This is a genomic window from Craterilacuibacter sinensis (genome assembly GCF_009831765.1).
Classification (GTDB): Bacteria; Pseudomonadota; Gammaproteobacteria; order Burkholderiales; family Chromobacteriaceae; genus Craterilacuibacter; species Craterilacuibacter sinensis.
The window spans coordinates 151,361-167,236 of record NZ_WSSB01000004.1 but is presented as its reverse complement, the minus strand read 5'-3'; the positions used below and the strand labels follow the sequence as shown (position 1 = coordinate 167,236).

At 62.9% G+C, this 15,876-nt stretch carries 10 protein-coding genes; all 10 read right to left on the bottom strand.

Annotated features, from left to right (window positions below; genetic code table 11):
* Positions 1-80: 80 nt before the first annotated feature.
* Entirely contained in the window at positions 81-452 is a 372-nt protein-coding gene (locus GQF02_RS05890) for a cupin domain-containing protein (RefSeq protein WP_124734952.1), read from the bottom strand.
* A 101-nt stretch (positions 453-553) separates the two neighbouring features.
* Complete coding sequence (gene rlmF / locus GQF02_RS05885; RefSeq protein WP_124734951.1) at positions 554-1,525, bottom strand: 23S rRNA (adenine(1618)-N(6))-methyltransferase RlmF; 972 nt, start codon at positions 1,523-1,525, stop codon at positions 554-556.
* A gap of 4 nt (positions 1,526-1,529) precedes the next feature.
* Complete coding sequence (locus tag GQF02_RS05880; protein ID WP_160795590.1) at positions 1,530-3,596, bottom strand: prolyl oligopeptidase family serine peptidase; 2,067 nt, start codon at positions 3,594-3,596, stop codon at positions 1,530-1,532.
* Positions 3,597-3,668: 72 nt separating this feature from the next.
* Complete coding sequence (locus GQF02_RS05875) at positions 3,669-6,320, bottom strand: patatin-like phospholipase domain-containing protein (RefSeq protein WP_160795588.1); 2,652 nt, start codon at positions 6,318-6,320, stop codon at positions 3,669-3,671.
* A gap of 235 nt (positions 6,321-6,555) precedes the next feature.
* Positions 6,556-7,716: a M20 aminoacylase family protein gene (locus GQF02_RS05870; protein WP_160795586.1), complete on the bottom strand. Its 1,161-nt coding sequence runs from the start codon at positions 7,714-7,716 to the stop codon at positions 6,556-6,558.
* A 321-nt stretch (positions 7,717-8,037) separates the two neighbouring features.
* Positions 8,038-9,417, bottom strand: a complete 1,380-nt coding sequence (locus tag GQF02_RS05865; RefSeq protein ID WP_160795584.1) for a YfcC family protein — start codon at positions 9,415-9,417, stop codon at positions 8,038-8,040.
* A gap of 58 nt (positions 9,418-9,475) precedes the next feature.
* A complete protein-coding gene (locus tag GQF02_RS05860; protein ID WP_160795582.1) occupies positions 9,476-10,912 on the bottom strand; it encodes a YfcC family protein in 1,437 nt (478 codons plus the stop codon).
* A 376-nt stretch (positions 10,913-11,288) separates the two neighbouring features.
* Positions 11,289-12,659 (bottom strand): allantoinase AllB, encoded by a 1,371-nt coding sequence (gene allB / locus GQF02_RS05855; protein ID WP_160795580.1) that lies wholly within the window; start codon positions 12,657-12,659, stop codon positions 11,289-11,291.
* A 38-nt stretch (positions 12,660-12,697) separates the two neighbouring features.
* A complete protein-coding gene (locus GQF02_RS05850; RefSeq protein ID WP_160795578.1) occupies positions 12,698-14,128 on the bottom strand; it encodes a YfcC family protein in 1,431 nt (476 codons plus the stop codon).
* 212 nt (positions 14,129-14,340) lie between these two features.
* On the bottom strand, positions 14,341-15,783 hold the full coding sequence (locus tag GQF02_RS05845; RefSeq protein ID WP_160795576.1) for an NCS1 family nucleobase:cation symporter-1: 1,443 nt from the start codon (positions 15,781-15,783) through the stop codon (positions 14,341-14,343).
* Between the last annotated feature and the right edge of the window lie 93 nt (positions 15,784-15,876).

Sequence of the window (15,876 nt, the reverse complement as noted above, 5' to 3'; positions counted from 1 at the left end):
GAGGAAGATAACTGACTGATTGTTACTGATTGTTGGCCTTTTTGAGCCGCCACACCAGCCGCCGGATCAATAAAACACCATTAACCGGCACTTGCCGCCTCGAAGATGGCGTAGGTTTTTTTCGCGGGTTCCAGCACCTGCCACACTCCTTCAAAACCGGCTGGAATCACGAAATGGTCGCCGGCCTGCAGCAGCACTTCATGGCCGCTGCTATCGCTGACCCGCACCAGGCCTTCCAGCAGGGTACAGAATTCGTGTTCGCTATATTTGACACGCCATGTACCCAGGCCGCCCGACCAGATGCCGGCGTGAAACTGGCCGCTGGGGTCGGAATAATGGTTGTCCACCCGCTGCCGGCACTCCCCCTCGATATGGCGCTCGGCGGCAGCGACAAACTCGTCGCCCACCACCGGGTGACGGGCAAACACAATAATATCCTGCGCACTTTTCATGACTCTCTCCTTTGTGTGTCTAATATTTTCGACAAATGTGACACACAAAGGCGATAGGCTTCAAGCCATAACCCGATATAAATATCGCCCTGCCCGATACCTCAACCGGTTTTGCTTAGCGCCAGCTGCCGCGCGGCGCTGTCCATAAAGCTCCACGCCACCACCCGGCTCAGCTTTTGCCCCTGCCCCATCGCCAGCACGCGGACTTCGACGGCACCGGCCTGCTTCAGCGCATAGCGAAGATCTGGCAGGTTTTCCGACTTGGACAGCAAGGTGGTAAACCACACGCATTGCGTGGCGAAGTGCCGGCTTTCGGCCAGCATGCGCCCGACAAAAGCCGCCTCGCCGCCTTCGCACCACAACTCGTGGCTGCGGCCGCCGAAATTCAGCACGGGTTTAGCGCTTTTCTTGCCCGACAGATTGCCGACCTTGCGCCGGCTGCCGGCCGTTGCCTCCGCTGCCGAGGCATGAAACGGCGGGTTGCACAGCGAAAACGCATACTGTTCGCCACGACGGATAATGCCGGCAAAAATCGCCGTATCGGCCGCCTGCAAGCGGCAACTCACTGCGCCGGCTAGCGACGGGTTGGCCGCGACGATGGTTTCGGCACAACGGATCGCCTGCGCATCAATATCGCTACCGACAAAACGCCAGCCATATTCGGCATGGCCAATCAGCGGATAGATGCAGTTGGCACCGACGCCGATATCCAGGCCACGCACCGCCGCTCCACGCGGGATCTCGCCGCCGCAATCCCCCGCCAGCAGATCGGCCACGGTATGGATATAGTCGGCGCGCCCCGGTATCGGCGGACACAGGAAACCATCGGGAATGTCCCAGTGCGCGATACCGTACTGTGCGGCAAGCAGAGCGCGGTTGAGCGCCTTGACCGCCAGCGGCTCGGCAAAGTCGATGGTGGATTCGCCCGCCGGATTACTTTTCACAAACGGCGCGAGCTCCGGGCTGGCAGCCAGCAGCGCGACAAAGTCGTAGCGCCCCTGATGGCGGTTGCGCGGATGCAGGCCGGGCTTTGCCGCCTGCGGTTTTTGATTCGGTTTTTGCAATTTGAGCATGATTTCAGTCCATCAACTGGCGGTAGAGATAAACCAGCACCCGTGCCAGTTCTTCGGCGGTCTGTGCCTGCGCCGCATTGCCACTGTGGCCGCCGCCGGCGGTTTCCAGCAAGAGCGCGTCGTGCCCCAGCTCGGCCAGACGCGCCACCATCTTGCGCGCGTGGCCCGGGTGCACGCGGTCATCCTTGGCACTGGTGGTAAACAGCGCCAGCGGATAGTCAGCATCGGCCTGTACATGATGGTAGGGCGAATACGCCGCCAGCGCCGCGCGCTCGGTTTCATCGTCCGGGTCGCCGTACTCGTCTATCCAGCTGGCACCGGCCAGCAGCTCGGTGTAGCGCAGCATGTCCAATAGCGGCACCTCGCACACGACGGCATTAAAAAGCTCAGGGCGGCGCACCATGCACGCCCCCACCAACAGGCCGCCATTGCTGCCGCCTTCTATCCCCAGCCGGCGCGGGGAGGTCAATCCGTGCGCGATCAGGTCTTCGGCCACCGCGATAAAGTCGCCGAAGCTCACCGCGCGGCGCGGCCCTTGCGCCGCCTGATGCCAGGCGGGGCCGAACTCGCCGCCGCCACGGATGCAGGCCAGCACGAAGGCACCGCCCTTTTCCAGCCAGTGCGGGCCGAAATTCTCGATGTAGTAAGGCAGCATCGACACTTCAAAGCCGCCATAGCCGTACATCAGCGTCGGCGTATTGCCGTCCAGCACCGTGTCCTTGCCGCGCACCACAAAGTACGGGATCGCGGTGCCGTCTCCGGCCAAGGCATGGCGCTGCTCGGCGACAAAGGCCGAGGCATCGAAAGCTGCCGGCTGTGCGCGCAGCACCTCCTGCTCGCCGGTCGCCACATTCAGCCGATACAGCCCGGTCGGGGTCAGGAAGTCGCTGAAGCTGTAGCAGATAATGTCCGAGTCCCACGGCTGGTCGGCAAACTCGATCACCCCGCTGTCGGCCACCGGCAGCGCGCGTTCGCACCAGACGCCCTCCACCTTGTCGAAGGCCAGCAAACGGCTTTTCACGTTGTCGATCAGGTTGACCACCAGACTCGCGCGCGTGGTCTCGACCGAATCGATGGAACGCTTGGCCGCCGGCGCCACCAGCACCTGCACCCGGCCCAGTTGCGCATCCTTGTCCCCCCGCCCTGAGGGAGAGGGGACAGGAGTGAGGGCCGGCAGCGCCACCGCCAGCAGGCTGCCGGCAGCGTAGCTTGCGCCCTGCCACACCCAGTCATCGGCCAGCTTGACCAGCAAATCGCCAAACAGATAACCCTCGATCTCCGCCTTGGGCGGCAGCGGCAGGGCGAGGGTCGCCAGCTGCGCGTCTATCAGGTGATAAGTCTTGCTGTAGAAGGAGTCGGACGCCTCGATGAGGTCGAGCACGCTGCCGTCGGCATCGAGATAGCGCCACGCCGCCACCATCATCGCGTCCTTGGGCGCGGCAAACAGTTGCGTCCACCCATGCTGGCCGTCGGCGGCGCGCTCCACCAGCCACACTTCGCGCGGATAGCCGGCACGGGTCAGCGGCGCACCTTTCCAGCCCGGGCAGACAAAGGCGCTGTCCACGTCGCGCCAGGCGATATGGCTCTTGCCCTCGGGAAAATCAAAGCCGTGTTCCACCCACGACTGCGCCACCAGGTCGTACTCGCGGCACACCGTCGCATCCTGCCCGCCGCGGGTCAGAAACACCTGCACCCGCGAAGGGGTCAGCGTGCAGTGCGAGATGCCGTCGAGGAACCAGTCTTCCTTGTCGGCCGCCGCCAGCGCGTCGATGTCGAGCACGATGTCCCAGTCCTGCGCGCCGGCGCGGTAGGCATCGAGCGAGGTACGGCGGTAAACGCCGCGCGCATGCGCGTCGTCCTGATGGAAGTTGTACAGCCAGGCACCGTGTTCGGCAAAAAACGGAATCTGGCGCGTGTCCTGCAGATGGGCCAGGATCTCGGCCTGCAAGGGCGCGAAGCGCGGGTCGGTGTCGAGCAGGCTATGGGTCTTGCTGTTCTGGCCATCCACCCAGGCTTGCACCTCGGGCGCGTCCAGGTTTTCCAGCCATTGGTGGGGATCGGTATGGGGCATGGTCTTATCGCATGAATATCGTTGGGCGCGATGATGCCATGAATGACGGCGAAAGGCAGAGCCATCGGCACACTACAGAGCCAGATAGCAGTGCAAGGCCGTGGCCGCCTGTCTGTCGCCCCCCTCTTGGGCAAACAGCATCTCCCCGACAAACAGGCCCAGCTTGCGGTAGCTCTCCCATTGCTGGTCGTCGAAAAATTGGTCAATGGTGGTCTGCTGCGGAAAGGCAGGGTTGTTGCTGGCGTAATGCAACAGGTCGGCCGGCATGCCCGAAACGACTCTGGGTTTGATCAGCACAATGCGGCAGACGGGCTCGCCTCTGGCCGGGTCTGCCGCCGGATAGACATTCAGCAGAATGGCACAGCGGGTGTCGTCTTCCGCTTGTGCCACATGCTTGCGCTGCAACTGGGCCAGACGCAAAGCATCCGGCGTGGTAAACACATCGCGCAAGCCCTTGTGCGTGGCCGCATACTGATCGACCTCGATTTCCAGCGCAAAATCGACACGCGCCAGCCGCACCAGATTGGCCAGGTCATCGAAACGGTAATCCGGATCGGCACCGCAGTCGCAGGCGACGATCAGCTTTACCTGGCGCCCGGGACGCAATAGCTCGTACACGCCGGTATTTTCAAAATGGCCCCCATCCGACAGATACTGCCAGCGCGAGTGCAGGCCGCGAAAACGCCCGCTCCACTCGCGTAGCAGCAATAACTGGTTGGCAAAAGCGCGCCATGGCCATTCATCAGCCACGGGGCGGGAAACCAGGCCGCTACCACGCAGCATCTGCCAGTCGCCCAGACGGATATTGGCCAGCCCGCACAATAGTGAACTACCCAGCGAAGTGGCACGCCCCAGTCCGGTCGAAAAAGCCGCACCGGAAATGGCGACCCAGCGCCCCAGTTGCGGCACGCCTCCGTGCGGCACATGCAAACGCACGGCTTGGCCATCCACCCAAAAACGCACCTGGTCATCCGCCCCCGGTGCCAGACAGACCGGCTTGCCCTTGCGGTCGCGCTGCACCAGTTGCTCGGCAGGTCCCAAGGTCTGGTTCAGCGCGCAATTAATCAGATGCAGCGGTGCCAGCGTCGCGTGGCCATAGTAGTCGGCCAGGGTCAGATCATCGCCCGGCATGGGCTCGGCACTGCTGTAAGCCCTGCGCTCCTTGCTAGCAAAGCGCAGGCCATTGGAGGCACCCAGATAGGCGCGGGTCAGACGCGCGGCATAGAACTGCTGCAATGACGACAGGCGTAGAAAGTCGGCCGGACTGCCGGCAAGCACGGCCAGCACCAGCGCCAGCAACACCAGCAAGAATAAGCGCCAGCCGGAAGCAAAAGCGCCGCTGGCCGGCAAAGCCCCACCCCAGGCGACCGCCTGCACCAGACACGCCCACAGCATCAACACCACCAGCGCCAACAGCACACCCGCAACTGCCGTCAGCAGGGGCAAAGGCAAACGGGCTATCCAGCCTGACGGGGATTTTTCATCGAAGACGCGAGCCAGATAACGCACCCCGGCCAGCGCCGCGCCCAATGCGGCCACGAGCGACGACAAGGTCAGCGAACCAGCCGATGTGCGTTGCAGATAAAGGTAAAGCGACTGCCCCAGCGTTTCGACCAGCGCCAGCGTAAACAGCCCCAGCAAGAGCAGCAAGCTGGCAGACAGACTGCGTGTCACGCCTACCCGGTATTCTCCGCCGGCACCGGCTTCACCTGGCGCTTTGCGCTGTGCCATCCAGCCATAGCCAAGCTGCAAGGCCCGGGCAGCCAGCCCCAGCCATAATATGCCCCAGGCCGGATAACGCCAGAAGCCGGTCTGGGGCGGCCATGTGGCAAAACATTCGAAATACGCCACCAGTAGCGCCAGCGCCAACCATAGCCAATGACCTGGCCTATAGCCGCCGCGACCCGGCACACGGGGCTTCAGCCAGTAGGCCAGCGCAGCCGGTGCGCACCATAACAGCAGCAGCGCCGGCAGCAGCCGCCACAAGGGGCTCCACCACAAGACAAAATCGGATCCCTTGCCCGACGCCAAAGCTGCACGCAGCCCCGTGTCCAGCCCTGCCCATGCCGCCAGCCCGGCCCCGGACCAGGCCAGCAACCCCAGCAACAGTACGGCCAGCGTGCCCAGCACCCCATGCACGGACAAAAGGTTGCGGATAAACAGCGCCAGGGCATAAGCCGTATCCCCGGCACCGGTAGGCAATAGATAGCGGCCGTTTTCGCGCAACCAGGCCAGCGGCATCGACCGTCCGGCCAGGGCATCGACTTGCCGGGCCATCGTCCGGGTACGCCGGCTGGTGCTGAAACGGGGCGGCGGCTCGACCCGCATCACCGCATAGGCATCAGCCGCCGCGCTCTCGGGCGTGGTTTGTTGGCGAAACCGTCCCGGAACAAACAGGCTGCAGAAAAAAGCACCAAGATAGCCACCACCGCTGACGGTAGACAAATAATCGAAGCGCGCCAGCCATGATGCCTCGCCCTGCAGGCTATCCGTGTCCGGGCCTGCTGCCGTAAGCGGCACAGATGCATCCTCCAGCTTCGCCTTGGCCAGCGCCTGCATCACCCCCAACGAGAAGGTCGCACTGCGTATCCCGCCGCCGGATAAGGCCAGCGCCAGTTTCGGAGCATCCGCTGCGCGGCCAAAACGCAGCCGGCGCCGGACAATACGGACATGCTCCTCGGAAAAACAGACCGGATCAGCAGTTTGAGAGGCAGGACGGGGCATGACATGCTCTAGAACAAGAAAATAGAGTCATAGCCATGTATTGCGGCAAAAGCAAAAGCGGGACACGCGTTTTAAAACAGGCCATGCGGGCAAGAAAATGGCTAGAACCCGGCATCCCCATCAAGCCGAACGCTAAGTGCGCCAAAGGGGCGGTCACGCGCCAGGCGCGCCTGTTCCGCCTGCATCAGGCCCAATTGCCGCAGGCACCGGTCAAACTCGCACAGACCTGCAGCACTCATGCCGCCGCCTCCAGTGCGCGGCGCGCCAATGTCACCCAGAAGCTCACCCCAGGCCCGATCAGCGCATCGTTGAAGTCATACCCCGGGTTATGCAGCGGGGCACCCGGCGTGTCGCCATCTGCGCCCAGCCACACCAGCGCGCCCGGCACTTCAGCCAGCATGGCGGCAAAGTCCTCGCTCGCCATCGACGGCATAAAGTCGCGGATCACCTTGTCCTCGCCCAGCGCCTGCGCAGCGGCGCCGGCGGCGATGGCCGCATGCGCCGCCGTGTTGTTGACGGCAGGGTAGCGCACCCGGTAATCGAGCCTGGCTTCGACATCAAAAGCCAGATCCAGCCCGCGGCACAAGCCGTCCAGGCGCTGGCGGATCGCCGTCTGGACCTTGGGATTGAAATAGCGGCAAGTACCGCGCACCACCACCTGCTCCGGGATCACGTTGTAGGCATCGCCGGCGTGCAGCTGGGTCACGCTCACCACCGCGCTTTCCAGCGGACTGACCGTGCGGCTGGCAATGGTCTGGATCGCGGTCACCAGCTGGGCGGCGGCGACCAGCGCATCATTGCCCTCGTGCGGCATCGCCGCGTGACTGCCGCGGCCGGTAATCACGATTTCGAACAGGTCCATCCCGGCCATCATCGGCCCCGCGTGTACGGCGATATGGCCGGCAGGCAAGCCCGGCCAGTTGTGCAAGCCGTACACCGCCTGCATCGGAAAACGAGTAAACAGGCCGTCACCTATCATCGCCAGCGCGCCGCCTTCCATCTCCTCGGCCGGCTGGAAAATCAGATAGACGGTACCGGCAAAGTCGCGCTCCGCCGCCAGCGCCTGTGCCGCGCCCAGCAGCATGGCACTATGGCCGTCGTGGCCGCAGCCGTGCATGCAGCCTGGGCGCTGCGACGCGTGGGCAAAGGTGTTGCCCTCGTGCATCGGCAACGCATCCATGTCGGCGCGCAGGCCGATGGCCGGCCCGGGACGCGCCCCCCTGACCGTAGCCACCAGGCCGGTGCCGCCGATATCGCGCTGCACCGGCAGATCCAGCGCCTCCAGTCGCTCGGCCAGCAACGCGGCGGTACGGTATTCGGAGAAGGCAAGCTCGGGGTGGGTGTGCAGGTCGCGCCGCAGCGCGGCAAGTTGGGCAATCTGGGCAGGCTCTAGCATGACAAGGCTTTCGGAAAGAATGCGCCCCGCTCCTGGCAAAACCGGGAAAAGGGACATGTATCCTGCGGCGACAGATGCCTGGCCGTGCGCGCCGCAGGCCGCACAACGGGCGGGCACCGGCGCAAGGCCGGTGCCGAAGGAGTTCAACCGGTTTGGTGAGGCGGCTGAGGCTTGCACACTTGACCGGCCGGGTGGAACCGGTGAGCTGACGCATGACTTGCAAGCAGTGCGGCAAGCTCTTGTGTACGAATTCACTTTATCAGCATGTTATCCGGACAGCCTGTCCGGCCGCGACAGACACTTGTCCTTATACGCCCGACCTCAGAATGGCCCGAAATTCAAGGCATGGGCCAGACACAGCACACCTGCGGCGTAAACGGCCAGAGCAACGAACAGTGGTGCGTAAAAACGCAGCCAGTGATGGTAGGCCACCTTGCCGATGGCCAGCGTCGCCACGAAAAAGCCCGAGGTCGGGAACACCAGATTGGTCAGGCCGTCGCCAAACTGGGTGGCCAGCACCAGCGTCTGGCGCGAAATGCCCAGCAGGTCGCCCAGCGGCACCAGCACCGGCATGGTCAGGATGGTCTGGCCGCTGCCGGAAGACACCAGCAGATTGAACAGGGCCTGGAAGCCAAAGATGGATAACAGGGCCGCATAGGAAGACATCCCCTGCGTCAGGGTTTCCAGATAGTGGACGATGGTATCGGCGATCTGTCCCTGTTCCATCACCACCGCGATGGCGCGGGCAAAGCCGCAAATCAGTGCGCCGACCAAAATGTCGCGAAAAGCCGCATTGAAATCATCGCAGATCGTGTTCGGGCCACGTCCAGCCAGCAGCGCACCGGCAATCGCCATCAGCACGAACAGGCCGCCGATGGCATTGAACTTGAGGCCGAAAACAATGATGGCAGCAATAAGCGCGACAAAAAACACCGCCGTCAGCAGCGCCGCCCATTTCAGCCGCACCGGGAACAGCGGCGTCTCATGCGCGGCCGACGCCGCCAGCGGCTGCCGGGTCCGGCGCGCATGGCGTACCACATACAGCGCGCACATCGCGATCGCACCGGCCCAGATCAGGGCGCGCACTGCCGCGCCCGAGAACATCGGCAGACCGGCAATGCTCTGCCCGACCCCGACCGTGGTTGGCGCAGTAATGCCAAAGGTAAAACCGAGTGAGGTCGCCAAGAGCGCGGTGGCCGTCGCCGTCGCACGGTCATAGCCCAGGCGCGCAAACAGCGGCAAGATAATCGGCAGATAGGCAATGGCCAGCTCCGGCGTGCCAATAAAGGCGGCCAGCAGCGCGAACATCGCCATCAGGATCGGGATGGTCAATTCGGCGCGCGCGCCCAGCATGGCAAGCAGGTGATGGATGCCCAAATCGAGGATGCCGGCACGGGCAATCACCCCGACTGCGCCGCCGACCAGCAACGTCATGAAGACGATTTCACCAGCACTGGAGAGTCCGTCGGGTAGCGCCGTCACCAGTTGCATGAAACCGACCGGGGTGGCGGCGATTTCCTGATAAGTGCCGGGCAGCACCACTGCACGCATGCCCAGCATGGTTTCGCGCATTTCACGCTCATAGCTGCCGGCCGGTACCAGCCAGGTCATCAGTCCCATCAGCAGGATGAAGCCGAGCAGAATAATATAGACGTCGGGGATCGGCCAGGCGGCCGTGGAGGTGGATCGTGGGGTTGCCATGGGGTTCTCCAGACAAAAGCACGGTCAAACGGGCCGGCACGCGGCCGGCCCGGCAAGGTCAGGCAAGCGCCACCATCTGGGCGGCAAAGATACCGGCCAGTGCCAGCACCACCAGCAGACCCATCAGCGGCAAGAAGAAACGGATCCAGCGGTTTAGCGGCACCCCGGCCATGGCGAGGATGGCCATGAAATAGCCTTCGGTCGGCTGGATCACGTTGGCAAGACCTTCGCCCCATTGCAGGCCGAGCACCACGATCTGGCGCGATACACCCACCAGGTCGGCCAACGGATAGAGGATGGGCAGCGTGATTACGGCCTTGCCCGAACCGGACGGCACGATCAGATTGAAGAACCACTCGGTGGCGAAGATGCCGTAGGCGGTCACTGAAGACGGCAGCTTGTTCAGCAGCTCGGACAGCCAGAACACGATGGTGTCCATGATCATGCCCTGCTCCAGCACCACCGACACGCCACGTGCGATGCCGCAGATCAGCGCACCGACCATCACGCCGCGCATGGCATCGTTGTAGCTGGCGCAGATGTCGTTCAGGCGCTGGCCCGCTACCAGGCAGGCGACGACGGCCATGCCCATGAACAGGCCGGAAATCGCCATAAAGCCGAGTTTGAACTGCAGGATGGAAACGATGATGGTGACAAACATCAGTAGCGTGGCCACCCCGGCCAGGCGCTGCCCGGCGCTGTATTCAGCCGGCTGGCCAGCACTTTCCAGGCTAAACTTCTCGCGCAAGCTGGCATCCAGTTCCGGCGTCGGACTCAGCTCGGGGCGAGCCTTGACACGGGCGGCATGGCGCATGATGAAGGCGATGGTGACCGACAGCGCCAGCGCGAGGAAAACCAGGCGAAAACCGGCGCCGGAGAACATCGGCAACTGGCCCAGCAGGTGCGAGGTCCCGACGGTCGCCGGTGCGGTCAGCGCGAACGCGAAACCGATTGAAGGCCCCAATAACGCGATCGCGGTGGCCGTCATGGTGTCGTAACCCAGCCGCAACATCAGTGGCAGCACGATGGGCAGATAGGCGATGCCCAGTTCCGGCGTCCCGATAAAGGCCGAGATGACACCGCCGACCGAGGTCAGCACCGGGATCATCAGGCTGGTGCGGCTACCCAGTGCCCCCAGCAGCTTGTCGATACCATAATTGATAATGCCGGCATTGCGGATTACGCCGACAGCCCCCCCCACCAGCAAGGTCAGGATCACCACGTCACCGGCCTTGACCAGACCGGTCGGCACCGCCTCGATGACCTGCATGAAACCGACCGGGTTCTGCGCGATAAAGCTGAAGGATCCGGCGACCACTGTCGCGCGGCCATTAATGATCTCGCGCTGGTATTCGCCGGCCGGGATGATGTAGCTGAGCAGGGCGACCAGCAGGATCATGGCGCCGAGGATGACATAAATATCGGGTATCTCGAACTTCTTGCCGGAACGGGCGCCGGCCTTGGAAGGAAGGGGTACGGGTGCAACAGTGGCCATCGTGAATCTCCGTGATTTAAGGGAATACGGGAAACAGCGATCAAGCTTGCCCAATCCTGGACAAGCAAGAAGTGACAGCTACCTTACCGGGTGTGGCGCGTACCTTCATTGTCTTTGTGCGCCATGATTTATGCCAAAAGCAAATACCTTGATCCACCTCAAAAGGCTCGCGGAATAAGGCTTTTCGCCATGCTGTACCTTTGTTTTTCATCTGTCCTTGCACTCCACCCCTTGGTACGCAAAGACAAATAAAAGGCAGTCATTCTCCCTGCCCCGCCGTAAAAGACAGGTGTGATTCACCAAGGTGCAGGTGAGTCCAAAACGCAAAAATACCGGCGCGGGGCCGGTATTCTGGAGCAGGGAAAAAAGACAGGAATCAGCTGCGCGCCTGTTTGCCGACACGGATCAGCTGCCCCTGGGCACGGGCGGCAAAACCCTGGCCCAATTCGAAGATGGCATGGCCGCGCAACAGGGTGCGGGTCACGCGACAGCCGATCTCGCGCCCTTCATAGGCACTGTGCTTGTTCTTGTAATAGAGTCCCTCGGCCTTGACGGTGTAGCTTTGCGCCGGGTCGATGAATACCAGGTCGGCATCTTTGCCGATGGCGATCTCGCCCTTGTCCTTCAGGCCGAAACGCTCGGCCGGGTTGGTGGCCAGCACCCGAGCCAGCAGCACCGGGCTGATGCCGCGCTGCTTGACGCCGGCGTCGAACATCGCGTCGACGCTGTTCTGGCAGGCCGACAGGCCGCCCCAGGCGTCGAAGGCGTTTTCCTTGTCCTTGAGGTCGAAGGTACACGGCGAATGGTCGGAGCCTAAGATATCAATCTTGCCCTGTGCCAGGTAGTCCCACATCCGTGCCTGGTTGGCGTAGTCGCGGATAGGCGGCGAGCACTTGGCGCGTGCACCGATCGCGTCCAACTCCTCGGTGGCGAGCAGGAAGTAGTGCGGGCAGGATTCGACCGAGGCGTCGACGCCGTCGGCGATGGCACGCTGAATGGCGTCGACCGCTTCCGGGCAGCTGTTGTGCGCAATATGCACGCGGCAGCCGGTCTCCTTGGCGATCAACAGTACCCGCTGCACCGCCTCCACCTCGGTGAACACCGGGCGGCTGGCGACATAGTCGGACACCTTGCTCTTGCCTTCGGCACGCGCCTTCTTGCCCAGACCGTCGGTCAACGCGGCGTTCTCGCAGTGGATCACCAGCAGGTCGCCGGTCTCGGCCAGGATCTTCATGCCTTCATACAGTTCGAAGTCGTTGACGTTTTTGAAGTCACCCGGCTTGCCCGAGCCGCAGGTGGCGACGAAGCACTTGTAGGCGGCAACACCGGCTTGCGACATCGGCTTGAGGTCATCAAAATTCCACGGCACCAGACCGCCCATCAGCGCATAGTCGACATGGCACTGGCCAGTGGCGGCACCGATCTTCAGCTCCATGGAGGCCACATCGGTGGTGGCCGGGATGGTGTTCAGCGGCATCTCGACAAAACAGGTGGTGCCGCCGGCGGCCATCGCCTGGCTGCCGGTCTCATAGCCTTCCCACTCGGTACGGCCCGGCTCGGAGATATGCATGTGCACGTCGACCATGCCCGGCAGCACGTACTGACCCGCTGCGTCGATTTCGGCCGCAGCCGGCTCGGCAATACGGTCGGCGATGACAGCTATCTTGCCGTCGCGGATGCCGAGTTCGGCGTTGACGACTTCGTGGCGCAGCACGAGACGGGCATTGCGGATGATGGTGTCTAGCATGGCATTTTCCTTGAATGAATGGATGGGCAAAGTGCGCGTCAGAACGGGCCGAGGCGGATGCTGTAGGCCAGCGCCAGCGAGGCCATTGCCAGCAACAGCAGCATGGCGAACAGGGGCAGGAAGAAGCGCAACCACTTGAGATAATCGACCCGGGCAATCGCCAGCGTGGCGATGAAGTAGCCCGAAGTCGGGAACAGGATATTGGTCATACCGTCACCCATTTGGGTAGCCAGCACCATGGTCTGGCGGGTGATGCCTAAGAGATCGGCCATGGGCACCAGCACCGGCATGGTCAGCACCGTCTGGCCGCTGCCGGACGGGATCAGCGAATTGAACAGTGCCTGACACAGGAATACGGCGATGGTGGCGACGATGCCGTGCAGGTCGGACACCATATTGACGATGCCGTAGACGATGGTGTCGGCCACCTGGCCATGACTCATCAGCACCGAGATCGCACGTGCCAGGCCGCAGATCAGCGCGCCGACCAGGATCTCGCGAAATGATTCGTTCAGGTCTTCGCACAGAGCATTGCTGTCCTTGCCGGCAACCAAGGCAGTGATCACCGCAGTACACAGGAACAGGCCGCTGATCGCATTGAAGCTCAGCTGCCAGTTGAGGATGGCGGCGATCACGCCCAGCAGCATCAGGCCACACAGCACGCCGGCCAGTTTCAGCCGCGGGCTGAATACCGCCTGTTGCTGGTGTTGCTGCGCGCTCAGGATGCGGGTGCGCAGTTCGCTGTCGCTGTCGAACACCAGACTTGCCGCCGGGTTGGCCTTGATGCGGGCGGCGTAACGCCAGGTGTAGGCGATGGCGACCAGCATGACTAGCGCCAGCATGCCGGCACGGTAGCCGGCACCGGAGAACATCGGCAGATGGGCGATGCTCTGGCCGATACCGACGGTGCCGGGGATGGTGATGCCGAAGGCAAAGCCCAGCGTGGTCGGCAGCAAGGCCACAGCCACCGCCGTCATGCCGTCGTACCCCATGCGGTAGAACATCGGCAGCAGCATGGGCAAAAAGGCAATCGACAGCTCCGGCACGCCGATAAAGCCGCAGATGACGGCGAAAATCGCCATCAGCAAGGGGATCAGCCACTGCGAACGGCCACCCACGGCCCGGGTCAGCACGGCGATCCCTAGGTCGACCACGCCGGTGCGGCGGATCAGCCCGACCGAACCACCCACCAGCAAGGTCATGAACACGATGTCGGCGGCGCCGACCATGCCGTCAGGAATGGCCGTGATGAACTGCCAGAGGGTGACGGGAGAAGAAGGAAGGAATTCGAAGCTGCCCGCTACCGCCACCATGCGCGGACCTGCAGCGGTCATCATTTCAGCACGCTGGTAACTGCCGGCAGGGACCCAGTGCGTCAGTACGGCCACCACGGCCATGAACCCGACCAGGATCAGATAAATATTCGGAAGCTTGAAACTGCCGCCCTTGAAGGTCTGTCGACTGAACATGATCACTCCTGTCTTCCAGTCTGAGTGCAGAAACGGGCAGGCGCACCGGCTATGGCCGTTTGCCTGCTCATTCAACTGGAAGCAGAGTTTAGCGGGCACGCCCGCCCCCCGCCTGTCCCGGCGTGACATTTGCTTGTCCCGTCACGCCAGTCATGCCGGACGTTACAGACAAATGCATCAGGATGCCGGTTTGCTCACGCCTCGCTTGCCATTTACTCCCGGGTGGCAGGCAGGCGCGGCATGATCACGCCGTAGATCCCGCCAGCCAGCAAGGTGCCGACCAGCCAGCCATAGGCCTCGAGAGGCTTGAACCACGGTGACAGCACCAGCAGGCAGGCCATGACGGCCGCCGGCACAAAGGCCCAGACCGCACGCAGGTTGACGCCGCCCTGATACCAGTAGCAGCCGTCGGGCGCTTCGCTGTAAAGATCGGCGACAACCACCTGACGGCGGCGCGTCCAGTAATAGTCCACGATAATGATGCCGAACAGGGGGCCGAGGCAGGCGCCCAGACTGCCGACGAACAGCTTGATCACCACCGGGTTGTGGTAGAGCTGCCAGGGCAGCACGGCAATCGACAGCAAGGCGGTAATCAGGCCGCCGCGGGCAAAGGTGATGTGCCGGGGCGCGACGTTGGCGATGTCATAGGCGGCCGACACGAAGTTGGCGACGATATTGATGCCTATGGTGGCGATGACGAAGGTCAGACTGCCGATGATCAGCACCGGCTTGTTCTCGATGCGGTGCACCACCTCGATCGGGTCGAGGATGGCCTCGCCGAACACCACCAGCGTGCTGGCGGTGACGATCACCGTCACCAGCGCGAACAGCATGAAGTTGATCGGCAGACCCCAGAAATTGCCGCGGCGCACCGCCTGTTCGCTCACCCCGAAACGCGAGAAGTCGGCAAAATTCAGCAACAAGGCAGCAAAATAGGCGACCACCAGCGCAACCACGCCCAGCATCTCGTACACGGTCTCGGCCGTCGTCAGCACCCGGTCGGACAGACGCAGGGTGAAGGCATCCCAGCCGGCCTGACTCAGCATCCAGGCTGCCAGCGCGAACATCACCAGATAGACGGCTGGGCCGCAAAAATCGATAAAACGGCGCACCCACTCCATGCCGCGCCAGAACAGCAACAACTGCAGCAGCCACATCGCCATGAAGCAGATCCAGCCCAGTGCGGACAGACCCAGCCACTGGCCGGATACAGCCTGCGATGCGCCGGGCCAGATGGCCTCGACCAGGATCACCAGCGACAGGGAAGCGAGCCAGGTCTGCACGCCATACCAGACGATGCCGACTGCGGCGCGGATCAGCGCCGGTATATTGGCACCGAATACGCCAAAGCTCAGCCGTGCCAGCACCGGATAGGGCACGCCGGTCTTCTGCCCCATCACGCCGACGCCGTTGAGCAACTGGTTGACGATCAGGATGCCCGCCAGCATGGACAGCAGGATCTGCCAGCCGGAGAGACCGAGAAAGAACAGGCCGGCGGCGAACACATAGCCACCCAGACTGTGGATATCACTCATCCACAGCGCGAAAAAACTGTAGCTGCCCCAGTTGCGTTCCTTGACCGGCAGCAGGTCTTCATTGGCCAGGCGTTCACTGACCATAAATCCATCAGGAAGGGCACTTGCACTCGAACTCATGATGCATTCTTTCGGGACTGCAAAGCCCGCCAGCGGCCAGGCCGGGCTGCTGTTTCTATTGGGTGCCCCCGCATGCAACGCCCTAAACAGACC

Coding starts and splice junctions, on each gene's coding strand:
- GQF02_RS05890 (WP_124734952.1), bottom strand. CDS start 452: ATGAAAAGTGCGCAGGATATTATTGTGTTTGCCCGTCACCCGGTGGTG.
- rlmF (WP_124734951.1), bottom strand. CDS start 1,525: ATGCTCAAATTGCAAAAACCGAATCAAAAACCGCAGGCGGCAAAGCCC.
- GQF02_RS05880 (WP_160795590.1), bottom strand. CDS start 3,596: ATGCCCCATACCGATCCCCACCAATGGCTGGAAAACCTGGACGCGCCC.
- GQF02_RS05875 (WP_160795588.1), bottom strand. CDS start 6,320: ATGCCCCGTCCTGCCTCTCAAACTGCTGATCCGGTCTGTTTTTCCGAG.
- GQF02_RS05870 (WP_160795586.1), bottom strand. CDS start 7,716: ATGCTAGAGCCTGCCCAGATTGCCCAACTTGCCGCGCTGCGGCGCGAC.
- GQF02_RS05865 (WP_160795584.1), bottom strand. CDS start 9,417: ATGGCAACCCCACGATCCACCTCCACGGCCGCCTGGCCGATCCCCGAC.
- GQF02_RS05860 (WP_160795582.1), bottom strand. CDS start 10,912: ATGGCCACTGTTGCACCCGTACCCCTTCCTTCCAAGGCCGGCGCCCGT.
- allB (WP_160795580.1), bottom strand. CDS start 12,659: ATGCTAGACACCATCATCCGCAATGCCCGTCTCGTGCTGCGCCACGAA.
- GQF02_RS05850 (WP_160795578.1), bottom strand. CDS start 14,128: ATGTTCAGTCGACAGACCTTCAAGGGCGGCAGTTTCAAGCTTCCGAAT.
- GQF02_RS05845 (WP_160795576.1), bottom strand. CDS start 15,783: ATGAGTTCGAGTGCAAGTGCCCTTCCTGATGGATTTATGGTCAGTGAA.